The sequence below is a fragment of the Oscillatoria sp. FACHB-1407 genome, from assembly GCF_014697545.1.
Classification (GTDB): Bacteria; Cyanobacteriota; Cyanobacteriia; order Elainellales; family Elainellaceae; genus FACHB-1407.
This window is the reverse complement of record NZ_JACJSA010000003.1, coordinates 378,815-400,778: the sequence shown is the minus strand read 5'-3', so window position 1 is coordinate 400,778 and position 21,964 is coordinate 378,815. Positions and strand designations below refer to the sequence as shown.

Below are 21,964 nucleotides of genomic sequence, written 5' to 3'. Positions count from 1 at the left end.
ACCCGATCTTCAACCATGAATTAATAGGCGATGGGCTATGTCCCACCGCCTATTTGTTGTTGCTAGCGACAGCTACATTTTGTTAGCGCGATCGCCTGATTACGAATTCACAACAGTAGTCGTCGTACGAGGATGACGAGTGCCAACAGAAGCCCCTACCAGAGACGCTACTAATCCCAACAAAGAACCCAACGCAAACGACCAACCGACTTTCGCTGCATTTCCAGCCGCATCACGAGCTTGATCGGCTGTTACGTTTGGATCCGTTACACCGGGAGGAACAGTAGCACCGCTTTGCTGAGCCTGGTTAATAATGTCTCCAGCATTAGAAGCCAAAACACCAAAGGCACCAGATACACCACTTGCCAACAACCAAGCACTAATGGCTAATGTTGTAGCCCATAAAATTGCACCATTTAATAAGGCAGTGCTACGGTTCATCGGTCCACAAGCGCGAGCCGTAACCCAGCCACCGAGAAACAAGGAAATTAGCAAACTGATGATTGACCAAATACCAACGCCCAGCCCTACATCTCCTGCATTTGAACGAGGCGCACCAGAACCTGCAAGCGTTGTTAAACCAATCGCTGCACCTAATCCTGTTAATACTAACTGGCTACTTAAAGCAATAACTAATCCAGCTAAGATTGGACCCCAACGAACTCGATCATGATAATCAGCAACTGCAACAGCAGGAGCAGTCTCTACGACTCTTCCTGCTGGTCTATCTGTGTAGGACATAACTTCCTAAATCTCCAATTTCCAAGGTTGTTAAAGCACTTCTTCAGTGTGTTTGCCTCACTTTAGAATTAGAGATAGGAATCTCACATCTCCCCTTGGAAGTAGAAAAACCGGGATCAAATAATATTAATTTTCTATGTTTATGACTGCTTTATTTTCACATATTTTTATGTCTGTAAATAAGCCATTATTTAACCTTTAAGAACATTAGAGCAACAAGAATACCTACTCCTTTTCTACTTATTTACTAAATCTTTTCAAGTTTATGTTGTCAGGTTTTTAAGAGAGCACATTAACAAATGATTCCAAGACCATGTCCAATGTGCTTTATAATTCTTAAACAAGAACAATAATGCGCGATCGCTTTTTATGAACGTTCCTTTAATATTTTCCTTATTCACAGCTACTTGCATTGCAATTCCACTCGTAGGACTTAGTAGCCTGTTACCTACACCGGGCTTAACAGTATTAGCTCACGAAACCGAGATCTCTGGCAACATCGGTGGAACGATGCATATTGAGCCAAATGATAACCCCCGTGCAGGTACACCTGCTCTCACCTGGTTTGCCCTACGCACGAGGAATGGACAAAATGTTCCATTGTCTGCCTGTCGTTGTGAATTAGCCGTTTATACGCAGCCCCGTAGAGCCGGGCAATCTCCTATTCAACGTCCCACATTAAGGGCAGTCTCCCAGGAAGGTTACGAGGGTATTCCCGGTGCGACTATTAACTTTCCCCGTGCAGGGAGTTATGAGTTGATATTAAGAGGACAGCCTGTCAGAAATGGGGCTTTTCCACCATTTGAACTCCGATTTTCAGTGCTAGTCGCTCGCTAGTTAGATGGGTAAATTGCTAACTCGTTATACCCTGTCATCTGGTCATATTCCCGCTGAAATTTCAGGTGAGGCAAAATCCCCACAATAATCTCAGCCGTTGTGTACACCAGACAACCTGGGAGCACATGCCCACCACGCACACAGCCCATCTTGTCTGCGATCGCCATGTGGTAATGAGAGCCGTGCTGTGACATAACCCCCACCAAAGAAACAATTTCAAAGTGCCCTTGATAGACTGCCGCGTTAGCTTGATTCGCAAAACGCAGTTTCACCTGCGTCAGACTTCCAACGCAGGTGAGAATACAGGCAGCATCAACACACTGCTCCTGAATGAATCGATCCAGTTCAATTTTTAAGTCTTGCTGAGGTTTCAGCCGCAATGCTACAGCATTCATAACTGAATGATTACGATACGCATTCAGTTTTCACTCTCACACAGCAACAGATTCCCGTCAATCAGAAACTCACTCCATCATTCCCATTCAACAACTTATGTTGTTGCTTCGGGATTGAGATCCATCATTTGTTGCGTAGCATAGGTTCCAACCGGACTCCAGATTAGATAGGGCAACATGAGAGCCGCAGCTGAACCGGATATCTGCCAAACCATCGCTGTTAGCACAACCCCTAAAGCCACGCCAATTGCCCCCAAAGTCAACCCAACTTTTAAGTTCCGCGATCGCAACGTAGCAGGAATATAGGCAGTTGTCACAATCTCTGTGAGAATGTATAACCCCATCAAGCTCCAGGTTTTGAGACTACCGGGTTCTTGTTCCCATACGAGGGTTGCAGATAGTGCCCCACTCAGAAAAACAACCATCCAAATTACAGGGATGAGCGGCTCAAAAAATAACCATCTGGGGCGATCGAGACGCTTCTCCCAGGGGATGTCTTTTGGGCGAATAAAAATGCTACCCATTGCAATTAGGATGGTGATACCAAAGATAACCATCCACGGTTTAATAGACATTCTGTAATTCTTCTAATTAAATACTCAAGATCGTGTCAAGTCACTACGCATCCAGTTGGTCTATCTTTTGCTTGTGATCGAGTGATTTACAGCCATTCTCAGACCAACAGACTACACTTGCACAGTCTAGCGATTCCCTTAATTCCTCAGCTTTGGAGAACCTCCAACACGATTCCCCCCATACCTCTACCGTATACACATAAGTCCTCTCAGACCCCTAAACTCCTTAGTCTTAGAGACCTTTAAGCCTTTGTCAAGGATCTTGCCCTAACCAGAAACATCCGTACTTGGAACCGATGCGAAGCGCGCTTTCGGGTAGACCGAAACACCTTCTGCTAGGGGGTTTGGGGGAAGAATTCCCCAATGCCTGGTTTTCAAACGCTTGAAACAACCATGCACCTAATTTGGAAGCAATCAGAGATTTGTGTACACAGTAACCTAAAAAGGAGGGAGCCAAACCATTTAAAGTCCCTAACTCGACTGAACTTCGCCAAATGTCCTTAGCGAGGATTTGGGCTGATTGACTGACAAAAGTTCTGAAACCCTTGATATTCCCGGCTGTAGCTGGCGAATGGAATTCGCGCCTATCCGATCGAAGTCCGCCGACGCGGACTGAATGCATCCAGGTTTTCTGTAACCCGCATCGGCGGGTTTTGCTCTTATAGCTGCGATTTCAATCGCCAAGCATCAAAGATTTGTCAGGCAGTCAGGGATTTGGGGGGAATCTGAACTAGGTATTGAAGTTTTCTAACACTTCTAAAAAAGACATGTTAGGAAACAGGACTAAGTACAACTTATCGTCAGTAGAGATGGAAATTTGGGGTGTAGGGATGAACCCCTGACTGGAGGCGCAGCCCCACACTCCCTAGTTTTATTTTCAAACCCTATCTATGAAAGCAGTACTCAGCATCATCAGGTGAATGAGAAATCAACGTAGATACGTAGCAAGTGGTCAGTACAAAAACAGCTTTGAATGCTATTGTTTTTGCTCTTCCATTTGGTGTTGTAGTTCTCGATGATGAGCTAAACGAGATACCACATTGTAAGCATCTGAACCCGGATGAGTAATTTCTTCAGTTCCTTCCGTTGGTCCACCGATTTCCTTCCAGGCAACCAGTCCACCTTCCAATTCAGCCACATTGATAAAGCCTGCATTGCGCAACTCTGATGCAGCTTGAGCCGTTACAGCATCTGTGTCTCCATAAACATAGATGTCGCGCTTGGTTTGAATGCTAGCTTGTGCTAATTCAGCAACCTTATCAATTGGCATAGAAACAGCACCCATGATGTGACCCTGATTGAATGCAACGCGATCGCGCACATCAATAATGGTCAATGCTGGTTCGCCCCATTCAAGACGATTTTTGAGATCTCCAGCAGGAGATTTAGTTTCTAGCGAAGGAGGTTTAGGAAGAGGACTTGTTACCGTTTCTTTCGCAGATACAACGGCACCTTCCACCGTGTCATCTACTTTTTTGTCCAAATTTTCAATATTTTCCATATAAGATTAAACTCCATTCAATCCATTGCAGAATATAGTAATTTACACTCGAAATTACTCTTTCCCGAGTTAGAATCCACAATTTAAATACTGAAAAATACTTCTAAAATTCTTCTGAAAGTATTTTAATCAATTATTTATTCGCCCATAATTATGACTACTATTGCTGTCAGCAACCCTATATAACATAACAAAAACTTACCCCTTCTCTTGGTAGAGTGACCAATAGTTAGATTTCCATCTCAGGAACGATTAACTTCATAATGGGTTGTGTAACCGTTAAAGTCGTACACACAGCAAAGTCTTAGGGAGAACACGACATGGTTGCAACATTAAACGACGCGAAGCGTGCTGCAATTGCTGAAAAATTAGCAAGCATAAAAGCTGTTCAAAATCTGTTGATTGAGAATGAACAGCAATTTATTCAAGAATGCAGCGATGGAGATATTCGCGATCGCCTCGAAGATATGCTGGAAGATGATCGGAAAAACTTGGGTGTAATTGATACTGTTATTACTCAATATGGTATTCAAGCACAACCCAAAGAAACCATCCAGCAAATGATTGATCAAGTCAAAAACTTGATGCACGGTTCTCAATTGTCTTTCTATGAAAAGATGGTTCAGCACGAACTGCTCAAGCATGGACAGGTTATGTCGGGTTTGATCGTTCACAAATCTGCTCAGGTTGTAGGTGCTGATATCGAAGCAGCTATCACTCCGCTCAACACAGTTAACTTTGAAAACCGTGCTCATCAAGAGCAACTCAAAGGTGTTTTAGAAGTTCTTGGCACTCGTGAGTTGACAGGTCAAGAGCCTGATCAAGGTGTATGGGGACGAGTACAGGATGCCGTTGCTGCTCTGACAGGCGTATTTGGCAGTGCCGTTACTCAAGCATCTGACAAGAGCGACATGAACGTTCAAGATGTGATCCGCATGGATCACCAGAAGGTGAACGTTCTGTTTACAGAAATTGCTCAAAGTGACAATCCCCAGAAGATTCAGGAATACTTCGGGCAGATCTACAAGGATTTGAGTGTTCACGCTCAAGCTGAAGAGCAAGTCGTTTATCCTGCTATTCGTTCGTTCTATGGCGAAGGTGACACTCAGGAACTGTACGACGAGCAAGCTCAGATGAAAGTATTGCTGGAAGAAATTAAAGCAACCAGCCCTGCGGCACCTGAGTTCAAAGCAAAAGTGAATCAGCTCAAAGACATCGTGATGGATCACGTTCGTCAGGAAGAGAGCACCATGTTCGCGGCTATCCGCAACAATTGCTCTACTGCACAACAGGAACAACTGGCAACTCAGTTTAAGGAAGCTAAGAAGCAATTGCAAACTAGAATGGCTTAGTTTGTGATTTTCCACTGAAATTGCAGTAGTGAGTTAACAGTGAGGTAGGAGAGCGTAATGCTTTCCTGCCTCATAGATGTGACAACACTATGACAGAGTCTAAAGTAACAAATACCGCTATAGAAAAGGAGCACAGTGTGAAAAAAGCGTGGAGGCTTTTAAGGGAAACATTTGCCGAATGGAATGACGATAAAGCATCTCAAATGGCGGCTGCACTTGCCTATTACACAGTCTTTTCACTCGCCCCTCTACTTATTATTGTCATTGCAGTTGCAGGTTTCTTTTTTGGTGAAGAAGCTGCCCGAGGTGAAATTGTTGGGCAGATCAAAGGGTTAGTGGGCACTGATGGAGCAACTGTCATCCAAACCGCTTTAGAAAACTCTCATCGCCCAGGCTCTAATACTAGTATTATCGCGTCTTTAATTAGTATTGCTGTCTTAATCTTTGGTGCATCTGGAGTATTTGTACAACTTCAGGAGTCATTAAACACAATTTGGGATGTTGATCCACAGACTCAACAGGGAATAAGTAACGTTGTCCGAAAGCGAGCAATGTCATTTGCTGTCGTTCTCAGTATTGGGTTTTTATTGTTAGTCTCCTTAGTCATTAGTGCTGCATTATCTGCTGTTAATACCTTTGCTTCAGGTTTACTGCCAGGATTTGATCTTTTATGGCAAGTGATTAACATCTTCCTCTCATTTTTAGTAACTACTATACTCTTTGCTCTAATTTATAAATATCTGCCTGATGTTAGTGTAACGTGGCATGATGTTTGGATTGGAGCGATCATCACCTCGATTCTTTTTTCAATTGGTCGGCATCTCATTGGGCTTTATTTAGGAAATAGCAGTTTTGGTTCGACTTACGGAGCCGCAGGGTCTTTGGTCATTCTTTTAGCTTGGATCTATTACTCCATTCAGATTCTTTTCTTTGGAGCTGAATTTACCCAGGTCTATGCCCGTCGATATGGTTCTCAAGTCCAACCATTAGCTGAATAGACTCGAACCTGTAGCACTTGATAGCGATCGCACCTCAGTTCAGGGAACGTAGATGTTCGGTCTTTGCAGTAAAGATTCAATCGGATTCTATGTCAAACTTCCACTCAATCGAGATTCCTTCTCATGCCCGTCAGCATATACATTCTTGATCTACTCGTCATTGGTTTATTACTACTTGTAATAACGCTTGGTTCCGGTTGGATTGCCCGTCTCCCTTTGTCCTATGCCTTAATTTATTTAATTGTTGGGGTTATTTTAGGTCCATACGGAGTTAACTTAATTCAAGTTAAGCCTGATACTGGATTTGTTGAGCGATTAACGGAATTTGTTGTTCTGATTTCACTCTATAGTTGTGGCTTAAAAATGAACCGCCCCTTACGAATTTGGATATGGGATTCGACGGTTCGACTGATCGGTTTTTTAATGCCATTCTCAATCCTTGCCACTGCTTTTGTGGGGCACTGGCTTCTGGGATTAAACTGGGGAGCCGCAATTCTATTGGGGGCTATTTTAGCCCCAACTGATCCTGTCCTTGCGTCAGAAGTACAACTTGTTCATGCCGACGACCGCGATGAATTACGATTTGGCTTAACATCAGAGGGAGGCTTAAATGATGCCTTAGCTTTTCCCTTTGTATATTTTGGGCTTTATTGGTTGGAGGATCAAAATCTAGACAATTGGTTTAGAAATTGGGTAGCAATTGACTTAATTTGGGGGATCGCGGCTGGTATTGGTGTTGGATATGCCGTTGCAAAAGGAATTACCTGGTTAAGTCATCGAATACCTAAAAAAGTTCCGACTATTGAAGAAGGAATGGAAGATTTCCTCGCGTTAGCTACCATCCTTTTAAGCTATTCCTTAACAGAAATAGTCAATGGTTACGGGTTCTTAGCTGTTTTTGTGACAGGTCTGACAATACGGCGAAAATCTCCCGATCTGGAGCAACAAATTTCACAATTAGAGTTTATTGAACGCATTGAAAAGCTACTGGAAGTAGGAACGATCTTACTGATCGGAGCATTATTGCGAGTAGAGCCTATTACTCAACACTTTGGTAGTGCCCTTTTAATCGCAGGAACACTGATTTTTATCATTCGCCCAATTGGGGCTTGGCTCAGTACAATCTCAATTAAAAATAATAACTACTTACATCCTGCCACCCGCTTACTTTTTGGCTGGTTTGGCATCCGGGGTGTAGGCTCGCTCTACTATTTATCCTATGCCTTTGGTCATGGACTACCAGAGGATTTAGCAGCCCAACTGGGTTGGATTACTTATTTAACTATCATCATTTCCGTTATGCTCCATGGAGTGACTGCAACCCCATTAATGAAATGGTATGAACGTCATATCAGTGAAAGACAAACCGGAAAGATTGACCACATCGAAGAAAACATCGAGTAATTCACCGATCTTTTAACAGGATGCAATTTAACAGCTCAATTTAGGCTTCTAGCCCCGGAGAGAAGCAATAACCCCTTACTGTTAAATATCGTTGACTCAAAGAGTGATCGAAACCGGGGATAAAACTACAGTGAAACAAAGATTTGAGAATTTGATCAGTACTGGTTTAAAGGTTGTGACGGTTGTCTGTTTAGCGATCGCCACTGCGATGGCTCCTGCGTTTTATCAGCCTATGGGTTGGCAAGCTAATGCAGGAACAACGATGCAACAAGAAGATACGAAACCAGTGAGTCGCTACGCTTTTGAACGAGTTCAGGGTCAGGCTGAAGAACCCACTCAAGAGGTTGATGAATTGGGTGAAATTAAAAGTGTCCGAGAACTGCGTGAAAAAATTACAGCCCCCGTTTATCCAAAAACAAAAGGTCAGGGAGCAAGTGATAACTCAGGGCAACTCGACAACTCTATTCCTGACTATGAGGCACAAGCCAGACAACGAGTTAAACAAACGACTGAAAACCTATCTCAGTAGACTATGAATAAACTGGAAAAATTAGCAACTCTGAAGCGCATCCGCACCTTAAGCCGATTGATGGATAACTCCATTCGGATTCCTGGATTAGGGTTTCGGGTTGGACTCGATCCAATTATTGGCTTGATTCCAGGTGCGGGAGATATTGCTTCCACCGCGTTTTCAGCCTATATTTTATTTCTGGCTGCACGGTTTAAACTTCCATCTGAGCTTTGGCAGAAGATGATTTTTAACATTGCCCTGGAAGCTGTTGTTGGGACAGTTCCTTTGTTAGGCGATTTATTTGACGCAGCTTATAAGTCAAACATTCGAAATTTAGCCCTGTTAGAAGCCCATCTTGAGAAATCGGATGCTGACTGGAGGTTGTCTAGCTTTGGTCAAAAAGCTTAAGGCAAGGGCAACGGTTCAAACCCAATGCTGGGAGAGCTTCCTAACTCACCTACGTCCCATCGAATGTGGCTATGGCCATAGTCAAATAAGACTGACAAAATCATACTTGTAAAATAATGGTTTATGAAAGCCTGAACATAAGGCTCTCATAAACCATCGCTGTGTTAAAGTAGACCTCTCATAACAGATGTTTCTGAAACAGCGAATTGCCTGTGGCAATGTTCGTACCAACTTACAAGACACGAAGTTGTAGTTGTAGAGGTATATTAAGTGTGCAAAGTGGACGCGATCGCCACATTAACTAGCGTGCATACTGCCTAGTGGGCTTGTATCCACTGCATCATCTCTGTCATCGTTTTTATGCGCCCATTGACCATTTTGCTCCTGGCTATATTCCGCTCTAACACTGTTCCAAGCAACCTGTGTAGCACCTTCCTGGCTTAATCCGTCTGACTCAGCACTGTTAAAAGCAGCTAAAAATACCTGTTGAGCACCTTGAGGCAAATTCTGCTTAATTTCCTGGGGCAAGCTCTCAATAGATTGATATGGCATAAATGTCCTCCTAAAAAGGTTTTTATTGGTGAGCATGAAATTTATGTTATGAAGATGTATTCATCAACACCTCTTTCTATTGATAGAGGCTGTTAATAGAAACTGAAAATTCAAATTTCCTTAATGTCAACTAGTTCAGCTATGTTAAGTGAATCAGGTGTGCTCAAGAGGGTTGTTATGTAATTTTTCTATCGCAGCGCATTTTGAACTTTTAGGGTCGTAAAGTTAGTATTTGAAATCTCAGCTAATCCTAAAGAAAAGCTTAAATTTGGCATCTCTTGGCGACAGGAAGGACAAAACCAATAAATTTCTTGAAGTCGAACATGCCGTAATAGTTGATTTGAACAACATGGGCACTCATTCATAGGAAACCTCAATGCTTAACTCTTTAATAAAAACTGGTGTATTTAGTACTCAATCACCTTGCACAATGCAGCTTAACGAACTTGATCCCCAAGAAATATCTGTCTTTAGTCGTACCTAAATGTGATAATCTCTTAACTTTTATGTCTCCACTCTGGATCTGGTTCTCAGTGCGTTAATAGGGAAGGTTTACTTTTAATGTCAACCGGATCAAATTCTTTTCTGTAACGAGCTATGTATCTCAGAAGCTATTAAACTATCTCTTTTGTGCTAACTATGACCTTTGCCGGATGAGGATTAAGCCGATGCTCCATACACTCAAAGTCAGTCAATCAAATGGAGTTACCTAGAACACAACTTCAGTTTATTGAAGTAATGAATGTGTAAACAAAAGTTTCGTACTCTATCTACAACGAATAGAGTTTTGATATGAGTTCAATGCTCTTATCTAGCTTTAGAAGTTCGATATATGAATGATTTGACTAAATTTTTAGTAAGTTCAAAGTCTTAGAGAACCCTTGACAAGTCAATATCGTGCTTTCAGACAAAGCTCAATCCCTCTTAAGCGGGGAACTTTTAAGCGAGTTCTCCCTTTGCTTAAAAACGACGGGAAGGAAAGGATCTGAAGGCTTTTCCAGACCTTCTCTTAAAAATCAGCTAAATGAATCATTGAGAACAGAGCAATGGTTGATCAAAATACTGCTACAACGCTTCAGCGTCCTGTTGGAGTATTTCACACTCAAGCAGAAATTCAAGCTGCACGCCACACGTTGGAAACTCAGGGGTTTTCACAGGATCAAATTTCTGTTGTCACACAGGACTCCGATCCAAACCCATCCATGCAACAGTCTCAAGTTGGCAGAAGTGCTATCGGAGGAGCGATCGCAGGTTCTGTCTTGGGGGCATTAGTTGGTACATTTTTTAGCCTCACATCACGCTATTTATCCACTACTGATGGGGCTACTCCAGCATCCTCATTTTCTTGGGTTACAGGCATTTGTGTCGTCGTGGGTCTGGTTGCAGTCGGTTTAATGGCTGCTCTGGCAGGTAATAACGTTCCCCATACCGTTTCTGGGGGTAATCGAGAGTCACTCACACGAATTTACATCGTCATGTTGAATGGTACGGCGGAGGAAGCTTACCGAGCGAAGGAGGCTTTAGGTCAACCTGACATTCAGGTTTAGCATTTGGCTGCCCACACCCATTACGTTAGAGCACTACCGTGTATCAAACACAAGGAAGGTCATTTATGAGTTGGCTGGAACGGATCTCAGTTCAAGAATCCTCTGACCAGGGTGAGCAAACGTTAGCAAAATCTATGGAGCCTGGTTTAACAGGACAGTATGACTGGGAATTGCGGGAAAAAGCAGGAATACACACTCCACCTCCTCCACCCGAATGCATGGGGCTAGAAGGTGAATATGACCCATGTGGATTGGCCAAACGAGTCGCCCTGGCTCTCGATCACGACCCCATCATTGACGATCTCAAAACTCTGGAAATTATTCAAATCGGACGGGCGATCGCTCTAAAAGGGCAGGTTGCTGACGCATCAGTTTTGTCACGTATCGTTGAAGTTGTCAGTGCAGTTGATGGCACCGATACAGTCGATGTGAATCGGGTCACGGTTGCTTGAGTCAGAGTCATCGCGATCGCCCCAGTAGTTCTAATGCAATCTCAACTCATGACTATGCAAGCCTTTTCTATGCATTCTCCCGGCAATTTTTCCAGACGATCTGGATTTGACCCAGAACCGACTCCCCCCGATGCACCAGCACCCATTCCGGGTCCTGCCCCTGAGCCGATTCCCAGTCCTGTTCCAGAACCCATTCCTGATCCGGCACCTGAGCCTGTGCCAAGTCCCATTCCACAACCTGTACCGAGTCCTATTCCACAGCCCATTCCAAGTCCCGTTCCACAACCCATTTTTATCCTCACAGGACTTACCAGTTAACGTAGGGTTAGGGAGGATCAACCCCAGCACAAGCCAGGTCAGAAGATGAATGTGTAGCCAAATTTATAGAAACGGGATAAAGGGTTGAAAGGGGTCAGTCTGTAGCTTTGAGCCATTGAATTGGCATCAGGTGCGTTGACCCCCTTTCGATTAAACCGTTGCAGGAGTGCGTTGTTGCCCTGCCAATTGCAGCAATCGTTGAATACGCTCCTGAGTGGAGGGATGAGTCCGAAAGAGGGACTGTAACCCTTCTGCGGCATGATTTAGGTCACGTCCTGTCGCGAAGGCGTTGGGAGATTTGGTGGGTACTACAAACAGCTTGGGCATTGGAATTCCAGCGCGATCGCTCAGGCGTGCCACCATATCAAACAATTCCGGGGCTTGTTCTCGTTGCAGGGGTTGTGTCTGATAAGCGGCTAGTGCAGCTTTATCGGAGTAATATAGCAATCCTATTTGATTTGTGAAAAAAGCTGTTTGTGAAAGTGCCCGCCCAAAGGGCGGGCACTTTCACAAACGATTTAGGATCGCTATACCAGGAGCCGAAGCTGCTTAATCCTGCGAATGCCAGACCTAAATAAAGTCCCTGCTCATTACCCAGCCAATAATAACCAGCTAAAACTAAAACTCCACTCAATAAGCCTAATAGTCCGGCTGTTCTCAGTTGATTGCTACCCAACATATGTTTTCACAGTTTTTATATCACGACATCGCTCACAGGCTCTCAAATTCTCTTGTTCTCTCGACTCTATCGAATGAGCGAATCTTTATTCTGTCGCTGGTATGGCTGGTTATCTTCTGCCTGAAGAACGAGGACGATCGCCAAAAGTAACCATTACCTTGCGAGCAGAGACTTTTGACATATGGGGAACATTAGCTGTGATTGTCCATTTGACTGATTCCGGTTGGCAGATTATTTATCATCGTGCTCATGCGTTGCTTGCCGCCCAATTGGCAGGTCAGTGGAAACGTTCTAACGCTCCGTTGCGTTTATATGAAACCCTGGCAGCGATTTCTCATCACGATGATCTGGAACGTGAATGGGAGGGCAATCATTTAACTGAGGCAGGCGCACCCCTTGATTTCACGGTGGATAAGCGATCGCCTGATATCAACTCCAGCATTCCAGTGTTATCTGATTTAGTTGCAGGTGCTCGCTATCGGGGGCGATGGGTCGCGATGCTCGTTTCTATGCATGTTTGTTTTCTAAATCAAGATAAGCCTGGCAAGTCACCGGAATGGGATCAGTTTTTAGATGAACAGATTAAACATCAAGAGGAATGGCGCAAAGGGTTAGGCATCAAAAAAGACGATGCTGATCGAGCTTATCAATTTATGCGGTGGTGCGATCGCCTCTCACTGATCCTGGCACAAAATCAATTGCCTGCTGCTCAGCGTGCATTAGAAATTACTTCTGGTATTGATGGTCAACGCTATGACGTACGGCAACTTGCAGATGAGCGAGTAACTGTTGAACCATGGCCTTTTGAGGAGGAACAATTTACGGTAAATGTAGAAGCTTGTCGCCTATCAGAGTTAAAATTTGAAAGTAATGAGGCTCTGACAAAAGCACTTCAAGAAGCACCCATACAGATTGTGGAATGGACTTTCGTTAAACAATAAATCAAGTCCATTTGCTTCTTCAGCCAGACTAATTAGTTTAATAAGTTACGTAGTTAGACAGAGCATTTTTAGTGTTTGTAAACACACAATGATAAGTGTTAGAGCTTGAACTCAGCATCAAGTTCGCTGACAGCAACAAAGCTTTGAAATTTTGTTTGAAGTTTTGATTCTGTAAAACACTAGAAAAATGAAGTTTGACAAGGAGTAATCTATGTCTTGGTTACAACGACTATTTGGAGTTAAAAAACCTCAAGGCGGTCAGCAACCTGCTACGGCAAGCCGAGGAACGGCAACTGCTGCACCTAGCAATGCAGGTCAATCTGTTCCTCCCGAAAGAATGGGTCTGAATGGTGAGTATGACGAAAGTGGTTTAGCAAAGCGCGTTGCGTTAGCCTTTGACGAAGACTCAACGGTAGATGACATCGACACTCTGTATGTCGCTCAAACGGGCAGCACCGTTGTTCTTAAAGGCAAAGTTCCTAACCGGGAACTGTTGAACAAAATGGTGTCAATCGCTCGTGGTGTCAATGGTGCTACAGCGGTTGATACAGCCCAAGTTGAAGTTGCATAGGAACGGGAATTAAATAAGTTCGATAGTTAGCCGGGGCAGGTTTTGCTGCCAAATCCATTGCAGCGTGCAAATTGATTTGCTAAAACCACCCGTACAGTGTGCGAATTTATTAAATCCACGATTCGTAGTTGCATGAATTGAGCCTGGGGTGAATGTGTTGTAGATCTATTCATCTCATCAAGTTTGATTCTGACCAGGTTTGATAATGTTGTGACCCCCTTAAATCCCTCTTTATTTAAGGGGGACTTTAGGCTTTTAGTCTTGAAATTTACATCAATGGCAAGTACTGCTAAGACTGCTTCTAAGAAGACTTCTAATAAAGCTACTTCTCATAAGACCGCTGCTAAAAAGAAAAATTCGCTTCACGCACGACTCGAACTTGCAGTTGTTACTGACCCAATTCAATCTGCTGAAAAAGCTGGATTGCACTACGTTACCGATACAGTTCCGGGAATCCAGCGCAAAGCATCAGGTCGAGGATTTTGTTACTACGACGCAGATGGCAGTCGCGTGTGCGATCGCGATACTTTAGCCCGTATCAAATCATTGGTCATTCCACCTGCCTGGAAAAACGTTTGGATCTGTACCCTCTCTCATGGACACTTACAGGCAACCGGATACGACGCGAAGGGACGCAAGCAGTATCGCTATCACCCTGATTGGCGTGGACATCGCAATCAAAACAAATTTAATCGGATGGTTGCGTTTGGTTTAGTGTTACCTAAAGTTCGGGAGCAAACTGATCGCCATTTGCAGTTATCCAATTTACCGCGCGAAAAGGTCTTAGCCACAGTTGTTCAACTGTTAGAGAAAACCCACATTCGAGTCGGCAATGACGAATATGCCGTGAAAAATAGCTCCTTCGGGTTGACCACCATGCGAGATGATCACGTTTCGTTTTCAGGGAGCCAGGTCAAGTTTCAATTCCGGGGTAAAAGTGGGGTCGAGCATGACATTGAATTAAGCGATCGCCGTTTAGCTAAGATCGTCAAGCGTTGTCAGGACATTCCCGGACACGAGTTGTTTCAATACATCGATGAGGATGGTCAGCGACAAACGATTCACTCTGGAGATGTTAACTCCTACCTGCGAAGCATCACAGGAGAGGATTTTACAGCCAAAGACTTTAGAACCTGGTCAGGAACAGTACAAGCTGCCTTAGAGCTGAAGGATTTGGGAACAGCCAGTTCTCAAACTGAGGCAAAGAAAAACATCACACAAGCGATCAAAAACGTTGCTGAAAAGCTCGGCAATCGCCCTGCAACCTGCCGTAAATATTATGTGCATCCGGCAGTCCTTGAGGCTTACTCGGAGGGAACCCTCATTCCCTTGCTGGAGCAGTGGGAAGATGCCCGTGTAGAAGAAACGCCCTTTGGCCTACGACGCGAAGAACAGGCTGTTTTGGCACTCTTAGAGCAACAATTATGACGTTGACAGATAAAATCCCCGGTTTCTTGAAGAAATCGGGGATTTTTAGCGGATTTTTAACGAACGTCAGGTCGGCTTAAGAGTCTGATGAATGAATCCGTGGCTATCAGAGCCAACTCTGCCGACATGGACTCTAGAAGATGCGGGGGTTTTGATGAACTGACGCAGATCGGGTTTGCTCCTATAGCTGCGGTTTCCGACCAGCAAGCGGTTATACACAGTTGGCAATCCGACGTAACTATAGCAGTCCTAAATCAATCGTGAAACCTACTCTTTCATTCGTCATTCGTTATTCGTCATTCGTGTATGACCAGCAACGATTGACCATTGACCATATTTCATACCAATTTGAATTGCTTCGCTGCACATGGTTCCGTAAGGGCGTTTCGCGAAAGGCCCCTACCCAGTGATCTGCGACAATCAAACATTAAATCGGTATCAGACTTCTTCGTGAATCAAATAGGATGGCTATAGTAGTTGACCATAGGATTTATAACAGGCAAATCGGTAAAAAGATAGAGAAGTAGGGGAGCTACTGAGTTATCCCGCAGCTATCCCTCTACTCTCTTACTCCTCTACACTTCCCCTATCAAGTTCACGGTGGTGCAGTCTTAGTCCTTTTGCTTCACTTTTTTCAACGCATCTGGCTTGTGAGCCGCTTCCTTTCCAGTTTTTTCACTCTCTACCAGGTACTCTGGATTGTCTTCTGATGCTGCAACGGTGTGACTCTTAATTTCAGTGGGTTCAGTCAGCTTTTTCTTAACTTTGCCGACTGTTTTGCCCCCGGATGAATTCCACTCAACGCGATCGCCCTTCTTAAACTCTTCTGACATCCACTTTCTCCTTTTACATCAAATAACATTAGAAGGTGTTTTACAAAACGCCCCTATCAAACCATGACGCTAGCCGTTGATCACATTGCCGCCGTTAGGATGTAGGATCTGCCCTGTCATGTAGGAAGCATCCTGGGAAGCCAGAAAAACGTAACTGGGAGCCACTTCTTCAGGTTGTCCTGCCCGTTGCATCGGCACTTGCGCACCAAAGCTTTCTACCTCTTCTTCGGGGAATGTTGAGGGGATCAACGGAGTCCAAATGGGTCCAGGAGCCACTCCATTGACACGGATACCTTTCTGAACGAGTCCCTGAGAGAGGGAGCAAGTAAATGCCACGATCGCCCCTTTAGTGGATGAATAGTCCAGTAGTTGAGGGCTACCTTTGTAAGCCGTAACAGAGGTCGTGTTAATGATAGAGCTACCCTCTTTTAAGTGAGGTAAAGCCGCTTTGGTCAGGTAGAACATGCTAAAGATGTTGGTGCGAAACGTCCGCTCTAGCTGTTCTGACGTAATATTCTCAATACTTTCCTGAGGATGCTGCTCGGCTGCATTGTTGATCAAAATGTCCAGATGTCCCAATTCTTTCACGGTTTGCTCAACCATCTGGCGGCATACCTGCTCATCACCCACATCTCCAGACAACACCAGGCATTTTCGACCTTCAGCCTCAACCATTTCCTTTGTTTCGATCGCATCGTTGTGCTCGCTCAGGTAAGCGATCGCCACATCTGCCCCTTCTTTGGCAAAAGTCACAGCTACCGATCGCCCAATGCCACTATCGCCACCCGTGATCAGCGCGACCTTCCCACTGAGTTTGCCACTACCGTGATATTCAGATGACTGCGCCCGTGGCTGTGGAGTCATCTCCGATTGCAGACCAGGGCGTTGATCCTGATGCTGTGGTGGTTGAAGTTGTTGGGATTGTGTTTGGGTCATAGGTACCTCTTGTGGGTTAGTTACAGCAGTATGCAGTTGATTTAGTGCAGGGGTTACAGAGGGCAGTGCCTCCCTGCGTAGAGGTGCCACCCCCACATCCCGTACTTGACCCAAGCGGGTATCGCTCTATGTGAAGGGGTGAGCACCTGAACGAATCACGATCTTCCCTGGGCAGGGGAGATCTCGTCGCGAATATCAGTGGTTGACCGAGTTCACGACGAAGTCCGAACAGTGTCACGGGGGTTGGGTCTTGTGTAGCGATCGCTTTGTGAATTGGGCGGATGTGATCTCTTTGTTTAGTGACTCTTTGCTCAGGGAGTTGAGCTTGAGAAACCGTGCTAACAGGAGTGTTACCACCAAACTCGATTGCCGTTTTCGTCAACTCGTGCTTGCCGAATCACATCTGAAATCTCGTCAGCATCCTTAACGTGATGGAGGGCTTTTTTAGTTCCATCAGGCTCGTCAACAATGAAATAAGTCGGTACAACAATGTGATCACCTGTAATATCAGGGGCATCCACTGCAACTTGCTGGGCTTTCTCTTCTAAGGTCTTAGAATCATCGATGCGATCGCCTGGGTTAGCCGTTAATGACTTTCCACCTTTCTCCATTTCACGTTTCTGCTGCAATTTTTGTTCTTGATCCACCTCTTCAGGGAACATGGGTTGTTCAATATCAGATTGCTCTTTTCTTGCTTCAAATTCTGTACTCATAAAAATTGATTCCTTATGTCAAAAATGCTAAATTTTCTCACTTGATCTTAAGAACGGACAATCCACTTCCTCCTCTTTCTGAGGAGAGAACAGCGTTCTTTGCTCTAAAATAGGTGATGTTATATGCAGAAACGATGGTTTTTCGCCAATCATTAGGCGCAGTTAGGAAGGACTAACCTCTTTCAATTTGAAGGTTCTATGGAGGAGTTGTGACGCGCTGATCTCACCTCAGTACTACCCAGTAATTGGGTGTTATTTAATACCACTTTTCTCGTATAATTTGCATTCACCTACTACTAAGGTTTGAGAATTATTGTGTTGCTCGTACGTCATGAGTCAGATTGCGTCATGCCCAATTTCAGAAATGAAGTGCTGTCCATCGTAAGGACGCACCTACCCCATTCTTCTGGAGTAACTGAGAAGGGAAAGTCAGGGGATTGGGTTTGTAGCGTGTCAGACGCAGGTTAAACGGGATTCGTTTGATGAACCGTAATTCCTACAGGGTAAGTGTGTTATTCAATCTTGGCTCTACTCGTCTTTTGTGTGAACCCATTCGTACAATCCTGCGGTTACTCAGCAGGGTTCAAGATTAGAATCTCTTACACAGCAAAGCCTCGACGATTGACCTAAAGTTGATGCCCAGAGTACGGTAACTGAACCTCCATCGCCTTGACTAGATTGCTCCTGCTTATATATCGCAGGAGGAAAAATAGGGATCGTTAAAGTGGAGCCAATTCGCGCCTGACTCTAAAAAGCAGGATTTATTTCCTAAGGGCGATGACCTGAGAAATCATTTTCAGTTATTTGTGCAGAAGGGAAAATATTACTAAATGTTACAATCAGCTTGCGTTTTGTGAAGCATTTTGTACTAAACTTACTCGTGATTGTTTGTAGAGGAGGACTTTTACTCAAAATTGCTCCAATTTGAGCCTTTATGGCTTTGACAATGCGATCGCTATCCCCTTTAGATCAAATTAGATTTTATCAACATTCGTTATGATGCAACGTTCTCAAGATTTACATCCTAATGTGTATAGTTGCTGCCTGAGTTTGGCTCTCGCCAATGTAGCCATCCTATAGTCGTATAAAAAACTACATCAACTCGGCTCTTAGTTTTATTTTGCTAATCTCTCACAATATTTAGGATTGCTATGGCTGAATCCAACGGTTCTGCATCACAGCGATTGGCGTGGATTGAAGGAATTCGGATTTTCGCAGCAGTCATGATCTTGCTGTATCATGCCCAATTGCTCATTACTGACTACGCCTTCACTCCACAACCCACAGGTCTGCTCGACAACCTGCAACGCCTCGCTCAAGCCAGCGATCGCTTAGGACAGGGTTTCATCACATCGCTTACAAGTTTGCCGATCTGGTTTGGTTTCCAGTATGTTGACGTTTTTATCCTCATCAGTGGTTTTAGCCTAGTCCTTTCACTAAGAGGTAGAGCCTTAGAGTTAATCCAGTTTTACAAACGCCGATTTGCCAGAGTGCTGATTCCCTTTTGGACGGTTGCCTGGTTGTCGTATCCCATTCTGATCGCGATTGGGATCGCTACCAGTAGCTATGTCCCCAGTGCCTGGAACATCTTTGCAGGATTGACCTTCCCCATCTTGTTTGATTATGGTGGAGAGCTTTTGGTTCCTACCAGTGGTCCATGGTGGTTCGTGTCACTCATCCTCAGCTTCATTTTGATCTTTCCCTTGTTGTGGCATTTGTTGCAACGGTGGGGAGGTCGCAACCTGTTGGTCGTCAGTCTGTTGATAACGCTGGCTTACCGGGCTTTGGCGATCTATCAGTTTAAGGGGCACCCCACCTACGTCGTTCTTGATACACCCAGCGAGGAGTCCCCATTTCTCTCGTTCCTGTCAAAACTCAGTATCTTTGTGCTGGGAATGGTGATTGCCCATGCCTATCGCTATGGTAAGGGTCCTGTTTTTTGGCACTATCGGCGTGCTCTTATATGGGGAACGCTGTTGTATGCGCTTGGGTTTGTGACCCAGTTCTATGTGTGGGGTTGGGTTGTCTGCGACTTAATGACATCAGCAGGGTTGGGGTTATGTTGCATGGTGCTATTCAAGGCGATCGCCCACCTGCAACCGTTACAGTCCGTTCTAATCTGGTTGGGGTTACACAGCTATAGTTATTTCTTAATTCACAATTTTGTTGTCGATCGCACCATTACGCTGGTAGTGGAAAAAAATCTCTCGCTCTACTACCTATTCTTGCCTGTCATGATCATTGGAACTCTCGTATTGGCAGCGATCGCAGACTATACAACTCCCTCACTCAAGCGACTCGTCATGAGCTTGATGCGTGATGTGGATTACCTCCTGACCCCTTCACCCCCAACCAAACAACGGGTATGGAGACCCGCCATGGGCGATCGGGTGACCTACAAAGGCAAAAATACCTGGAAGGTCGTGCAAATTCAAACCATGTTAGATGAGCACGAGTTCTATCTCTGCCAAATTTCAGATGGTCAAAAGACAATGTGGATTAGCGAAGATGAATTGGAACCTGCGATCGCCACTCCACCCAACTCAATTCACAAAAACGGACATTCCAAAACAGGATCAATTATCTCCTAAACTTTTTGAGTCATTTTACTGGAGCTATAAACTCAACTTCTTATCACTGTCGGAGAACTATTTTACATGACAAAAAAGTGGGCTATTGAACTCAAAAAGTTGCTCTTTACGCATCTTGTTTTAATTGGTGTTCCTACAATTTTTCTCTATTGCCTGCGCTTAGGAGGATGGAGTTTAATCAGTCTCCACATTGCAATCACCACTTTCTACGTCATTAGTTCTCTGATGGTGATTTGGGAATCTACCAATTCCCTGTTTCGCAGATTCGCAACGGACTCTGACAAATATCTCTCCAATTGGTTTGAGCGATTGTGGTATCGCCTCAAAATTTTGTTGGGAGTTGGGGGTGCCCGTCATCCGCGATCGCCCAATCCAGTTCCCCGCTGCTCTTTTCTAGTAGCGGCGTATCTGCCCAATGAACAAGACATCATCCTGGAATCCTTGCATCACATTTTGACGCGGGTCTATCGCCCAGCAGGCGGCTTAGAGGTGATTCTAGCCTATAACACTCCAATCGATTTACCCGTTGAGCATGAGTTGCGCCAGTTAGCTCAGCAATATCCGGAGTTGCGCCTTTTGCGAGTGGATGGCAGTCACTCTAAAGCAGAAAACCTGAATGCTGCGCTCAAGATTGTCACTGGCGAAATTGCCTGTGTGTTAGATGCGGATCACCATCCGGCACCCGATTGTTTTATCCGGGCATGGCACTGGCTCGAATACGGCTATGACGTAGTGCAAGGGCGCAATATCATTCGCAACCATGGTCAAAACCTGTTAACCCAAACAGTGGCGATCGAGTTTGAAACCCTTTATGGAGTCAGCCATCCAGCCAAGTCTTTTCTCACTGACTCTAGTATTTTCGGCGGCTCGAATGGCTACTGGCGCACTTCGGTGTTGAAGCAGATCTGCTTTAACCCAGCAATGTTGACTGAAGATATTGACGCCTCCATGCGAACACTGTTGAGTGGTTATCGCATTCTGCACGATCGCAGCATTGTCACCACTGAACTGGCACCCATTGACATCAAGGCATTTTGGTTTCAGCGTAAACGCTGGGCGCAGGGTTGGTTGGAAGTCAGCCTGAAGTATCAGCGGCGGGTGTGGCGATCGGACAAATTCACGTTGTGGCAAAAGATTTATTGGACGTATCTACTCTACTACTGCGATTTTTACTCGATTATTGCAGTGCAGATCATTCCCATTGTGCTCAGCCTGTTTCTCTATCAAGGATTCATCCCCCCGAATGAGAATGCCTATCTCTGGTTTGCGACCGTCCTGGGATTTGTGTGTTGTGGCTATCAAACTCTCGTAACGATCAAAGTTGCTTCTCGACGCTATCCGTTTTACTACTACATTAACCACATCTTCTTGTTGTTTGGATTTATCACCTTCAAGAATATGATTTCGCTGGTAGGGCTTTACGATCACCTGCACGGTAACAACAACTGGTTGATCACACCCCGCACTAAGAGCCGCGTTATTGCACCCACCAGTCAGTCATTAGTATCCAGTCAAAAGGCCGCTTCCAATTAAACTTCTACTAAGGAATGGAAATTAAATAAGTTCGGTATTTAGTAAGGGCGGGCTTTGCTGTCAAATCTATAACAGGGCACAGATAGGTCTGCTAAACCCGCCCCTACAAATAACGCAGCAAACGCTTGTACGAGTTTTGCATACCAAA

Annotated in this window: 23 protein-coding genes; 14 read left to right on the top strand and 9 right to left on the bottom strand. The window is 44.7% G+C overall.

The window, feature by feature from the left end; all coding sequences use genetic code 11:
• Positions 1 to 99: 99 nt before the first annotated feature.
• A complete protein-coding gene (locus H6G89_RS07710) occupies positions 100 to 741 on the bottom strand; it encodes a hypothetical protein (RefSeq protein ID WP_190504721.1) in 642 nt (213 codons plus the stop codon).
• Between the two features lie 369 nt (positions 742 to 1,110).
• Between H6G89_RS07710 and H6G89_RS07705 the strand changes: the two genes are divergently transcribed.
• Complete coding sequence (locus H6G89_RS07705; protein WP_190504720.1) at positions 1,111 to 1,578, top strand: hypothetical protein; 468 nt, start codon at positions 1,111 to 1,113, stop codon at positions 1,576 to 1,578.
• Here the strand turns inward: H6G89_RS07705 and H6G89_RS07700 are convergent.
• From H6G89_RS07700 to H6G89_RS07690, 3 genes are all read right to left on the bottom strand, one after another.
• Positions 1,575 to 1,973 carry a PPC domain-containing DNA-binding protein gene (locus tag H6G89_RS07700; protein ID WP_190504719.1) on the bottom strand — a complete coding sequence of 133 codons (399 nt, stop codon included), beginning with the start codon at positions 1,971 to 1,973 and terminating at the stop codon, positions 1,575 to 1,577. The two genes, H6G89_RS07705 and H6G89_RS07700, sit on opposite strands and share 4 nt — an antisense overlap.
• 95 nt (positions 1,974 to 2,068) lie before the next feature.
• On the bottom strand, positions 2,069 to 2,548 hold the full coding sequence (locus H6G89_RS07695) for a TspO/MBR family protein (protein ID WP_190504718.1): 480 nt from the start codon (positions 2,546 to 2,548) through the stop codon (positions 2,069 to 2,071).
• Between the two features lie 976 nt (positions 2,549 to 3,524).
• Entirely contained in the window at positions 3,525 to 4,049 is a 525-nt protein-coding gene (locus H6G89_RS07690) for a rhodanese-like domain-containing protein (protein WP_190504717.1), read from the bottom strand.
• A 320-nt stretch (positions 4,050 to 4,369) separates the two neighbouring features.
• Between H6G89_RS07690 and H6G89_RS07685 the strand changes: the two genes are divergently transcribed.
• From H6G89_RS07685 to H6G89_RS07665, 5 genes are all read left to right on the top strand, one after another.
• Entirely contained in the window at positions 4,370 to 5,401 is a 1,032-nt protein-coding gene (locus H6G89_RS07685; RefSeq protein WP_190504716.1) for a hemerythrin domain-containing protein, read from the top strand.
• Positions 5,402 to 5,490: 89 nt separating this feature from the next.
• Positions 5,491 to 6,399 carry a YihY/virulence factor BrkB family protein gene (locus tag H6G89_RS07680; protein ID WP_190504715.1) on the top strand — a complete coding sequence of 303 codons (909 nt, stop codon included), beginning with the start codon at positions 5,491 to 5,493 and terminating at the stop codon, positions 6,397 to 6,399.
• Between the two features lie 123 nt (positions 6,400 to 6,522).
• Positions 6,523 to 7,803, top strand: coding sequence for a cation:proton antiporter (locus H6G89_RS07675; protein WP_190504714.1), 1,281 nt, complete (start codon positions 6,523 to 6,525; stop codon positions 7,801 to 7,803).
• A 175-nt stretch (positions 7,804 to 7,978) separates the two neighbouring features.
• On the top strand, positions 7,979 to 8,332 hold the full coding sequence (locus H6G89_RS07670) for a hypothetical protein (protein ID WP_190504713.1): 354 nt from the start codon (positions 7,979 to 7,981) through the stop codon (positions 8,330 to 8,332).
• A 3-nt stretch (positions 8,333 to 8,335) separates the two neighbouring features.
• Entirely contained in the window at positions 8,336 to 8,722 is a 387-nt protein-coding gene (locus H6G89_RS07665; protein ID WP_190504712.1) for a DUF4112 domain-containing protein, read from the top strand.
• Between the two features lie 297 nt (positions 8,723 to 9,019).
• On the opposite strand, the gene H6G89_RS07660 is transcribed toward H6G89_RS07665, so the two are convergent.
• Positions 9,020 to 9,274, bottom strand: a complete 255-nt coding sequence (locus H6G89_RS07660; RefSeq protein ID WP_190504711.1) for a ChaB family protein — start codon at positions 9,272 to 9,274, stop codon at positions 9,020 to 9,022.
• 1,046 nt (positions 9,275 to 10,320) lie between these two features.
• Here H6G89_RS07660 and H6G89_RS07655 point away from each other — a divergent pair.
• The 3 genes from H6G89_RS07655 (at position 10,321) to H6G89_RS07645 (ending at position 11,591) form a co-directional block, all read left to right on the top strand.
• A complete protein-coding gene (locus H6G89_RS07655; protein WP_190504710.1) occupies positions 10,321 to 10,821 on the top strand; it encodes a general stress protein in 501 nt (166 codons plus the stop codon).
• A 65-nt stretch (positions 10,822 to 10,886) separates the two neighbouring features.
• Complete coding sequence (locus H6G89_RS07650; protein ID WP_190504709.1) at positions 10,887 to 11,273, top strand: BON domain-containing protein; 387 nt, start codon at positions 10,887 to 10,889, stop codon at positions 11,271 to 11,273.
• A gap of 69 nt (positions 11,274 to 11,342) precedes the next feature.
• A complete protein-coding gene (locus H6G89_RS07645) occupies positions 11,343 to 11,591 on the top strand; it encodes a hypothetical protein (protein WP_190504708.1) in 249 nt (82 codons plus the stop codon).
• 150 nt (positions 11,592 to 11,741) lie between these two features.
• Here the strand turns inward: H6G89_RS07645 and H6G89_RS36220 are convergent, their stop codons facing one another.
• Positions 11,742 to 12,038 carry a hypothetical protein gene (locus H6G89_RS36220; protein ID WP_309229696.1) on the bottom strand — a complete coding sequence of 99 codons (297 nt, stop codon included), beginning with the start codon at positions 12,036 to 12,038 and terminating at the stop codon, positions 11,742 to 11,744.
• Positions 12,039 to 12,371: 333 nt separating this feature from the next.
• Between H6G89_RS36220 and H6G89_RS07635 the strand changes: the two genes are divergently transcribed.
• The 3 genes from H6G89_RS07635 (at position 12,372) to H6G89_RS07625 (ending at position 15,210) form a co-directional block, all read left to right on the top strand.
• Positions 12,372 to 13,211, top strand: coding sequence for a DUF3891 family protein (locus H6G89_RS07635; RefSeq protein ID WP_199336576.1), 840 nt, complete (start codon positions 12,372 to 12,374; stop codon positions 13,209 to 13,211).
• Positions 13,212 to 13,422: 211 nt separating this feature from the next.
• On the top strand, positions 13,423 to 13,782 hold the full coding sequence (locus H6G89_RS07630) for a BON domain-containing protein (protein WP_190504707.1): 360 nt from the start codon (positions 13,423 to 13,425) through the stop codon (positions 13,780 to 13,782).
• 276 nt (positions 13,783 to 14,058) lie between these two features.
• A complete protein-coding gene (locus H6G89_RS07625) occupies positions 14,059 to 15,210 on the top strand; it encodes a DNA topoisomerase IB (RefSeq protein WP_190504706.1) in 1,152 nt (383 codons plus the stop codon).
• Positions 15,211 to 15,821: 611 nt separating this feature from the next.
• Here H6G89_RS07625 and H6G89_RS07620 read toward each other — a convergent pair.
• The 3 genes from H6G89_RS07620 to H6G89_RS07610 all read right to left on the bottom strand — a co-directional run bounded on the left by H6G89_RS07620 (position 15,822) and on the right by H6G89_RS07610 (position 17,692).
• Positions 15,822 to 16,043, bottom strand: coding sequence for a DUF2945 domain-containing protein (locus H6G89_RS07620; protein ID WP_190504705.1), 222 nt, complete (start codon positions 16,041 to 16,043; stop codon positions 15,822 to 15,824).
• 69 nt (positions 16,044 to 16,112) lie between these two features.
• A complete protein-coding gene (locus H6G89_RS07615) occupies positions 16,113 to 16,979 on the bottom strand; it encodes an SDR family oxidoreductase (protein WP_190504704.1) in 867 nt (288 codons plus the stop codon).
• A gap of 350 nt (positions 16,980 to 17,329) precedes the next feature.
• Positions 17,330 to 17,692 (bottom strand): hypothetical protein, encoded by a 363-nt coding sequence (locus tag H6G89_RS07610; protein ID WP_190504703.1) that lies wholly within the window; start codon positions 17,690 to 17,692, stop codon positions 17,330 to 17,332.
• 1,151 nt (positions 17,693 to 18,843) lie between these two features.
• On the opposite strand from H6G89_RS07610, the gene H6G89_RS07605 reads away from it, so the two are divergent.
• Together H6G89_RS07605 and H6G89_RS07600 are read left to right on the top strand one after the other, a co-directional pair.
• Positions 18,844 to 20,283, top strand: a complete 1,440-nt coding sequence (locus H6G89_RS07605; RefSeq protein ID WP_190504702.1) for an acyltransferase family protein — start codon at positions 18,844 to 18,846, stop codon at positions 20,281 to 20,283.
• Between the two features lie 66 nt (positions 20,284 to 20,349).
• Positions 20,350 to 21,816 (top strand): glycosyltransferase family 2 protein, encoded by a 1,467-nt coding sequence (locus H6G89_RS07600; protein ID WP_190504701.1) that lies wholly within the window; start codon positions 20,350 to 20,352, stop codon positions 21,814 to 21,816.
• The last annotated feature ends 148 nt before the right edge of the window (positions 21,817 to 21,964 follow it).

What these genes read in the sequence shown, in the direction of transcription:
- H6G89_RS07710 (WP_190504721.1), bottom strand. Translation starts at nt 741, where the DNA reads ATGTCCTACACAGATAGACCAGCAGGAAGAGTCGTAGAGACTGCTCCT.
- H6G89_RS07705 (WP_190504720.1), top strand. Translation starts at nt 1,111, where the DNA reads ATGAACGTTCCTTTAATATTTTCCTTATTCACAGCTACTTGCATTGCA.
- H6G89_RS07700 (WP_190504719.1), bottom strand. Translation starts at nt 1,973, where the DNA reads ATGAATGCTGTAGCATTGCGGCTGAAACCTCAGCAAGACTTAAAAATT.
- H6G89_RS07695 (WP_190504718.1), bottom strand. Translation starts at nt 2,548, where the DNA reads ATGTCTATTAAACCGTGGATGGTTATCTTTGGTATCACCATCCTAATT.
- H6G89_RS07690 (WP_190504717.1), bottom strand. Translation starts at nt 4,049, where the DNA reads ATGGAAAATATTGAAAATTTGGACAAAAAAGTAGATGACACGGTGGAA.
- H6G89_RS07685 (WP_190504716.1), top strand. Translation starts at nt 4,370, where the DNA reads ATGGTTGCAACATTAAACGACGCGAAGCGTGCTGCAATTGCTGAAAAA.
- H6G89_RS07680 (WP_190504715.1), top strand. Translation starts at nt 5,491, where the DNA reads ATGACAGAGTCTAAAGTAACAAATACCGCTATAGAAAAGGAGCACAGT.
- H6G89_RS07675 (WP_190504714.1), top strand. Translation starts at nt 6,523, where the DNA reads ATGCCCGTCAGCATATACATTCTTGATCTACTCGTCATTGGTTTATTA.
- H6G89_RS07665 (WP_190504712.1), top strand. Translation starts at nt 8,336, where the DNA reads ATGAATAAACTGGAAAAATTAGCAACTCTGAAGCGCATCCGCACCTTA.
- H6G89_RS07660 (WP_190504711.1), bottom strand. Translation starts at nt 9,274, where the DNA reads ATGCCATATCAATCTATTGAGAGCTTGCCCCAGGAAATTAAGCAGAAT.
- H6G89_RS07655 (WP_190504710.1), top strand. Translation starts at nt 10,321, where the DNA reads ATGGTTGATCAAAATACTGCTACAACGCTTCAGCGTCCTGTTGGAGTA.
- H6G89_RS07650 (WP_190504709.1), top strand. Translation starts at nt 10,887, where the DNA reads ATGAGTTGGCTGGAACGGATCTCAGTTCAAGAATCCTCTGACCAGGGT.
- H6G89_RS07645 (WP_190504708.1), top strand. Translation starts at nt 11,343, where the DNA reads ATGCATTCTCCCGGCAATTTTTCCAGACGATCTGGATTTGACCCAGAA.
- H6G89_RS07635 (WP_199336576.1), top strand. Translation starts at nt 12,372, where the DNA reads ATGGCTGGTTATCTTCTGCCTGAAGAACGAGGACGATCGCCAAAAGTA.
- H6G89_RS07630 (WP_190504707.1), top strand. Translation starts at nt 13,423, where the DNA reads ATGTCTTGGTTACAACGACTATTTGGAGTTAAAAAACCTCAAGGCGGT.
- H6G89_RS07625 (WP_190504706.1), top strand. Translation starts at nt 14,059, where the DNA reads ATGGCAAGTACTGCTAAGACTGCTTCTAAGAAGACTTCTAATAAAGCT.
- H6G89_RS07620 (WP_190504705.1), bottom strand. Translation starts at nt 16,043, where the DNA reads ATGTCAGAAGAGTTTAAGAAGGGCGATCGCGTTGAGTGGAATTCATCC.
- H6G89_RS07615 (WP_190504704.1), bottom strand. Translation starts at nt 16,979, where the DNA reads ATGACCCAAACACAATCCCAACAACTTCAACCACCACAGCATCAGGAT.
- H6G89_RS07610 (WP_190504703.1), bottom strand. Translation starts at nt 17,692, where the DNA reads ATGAGTACAGAATTTGAAGCAAGAAAAGAGCAATCTGATATTGAACAA.
- H6G89_RS07605 (WP_190504702.1), top strand. Translation starts at nt 18,844, where the DNA reads ATGGCTGAATCCAACGGTTCTGCATCACAGCGATTGGCGTGGATTGAA.
- H6G89_RS07600 (WP_190504701.1), top strand. Translation starts at nt 20,350, where the DNA reads ATGACAAAAAAGTGGGCTATTGAACTCAAAAAGTTGCTCTTTACGCAT.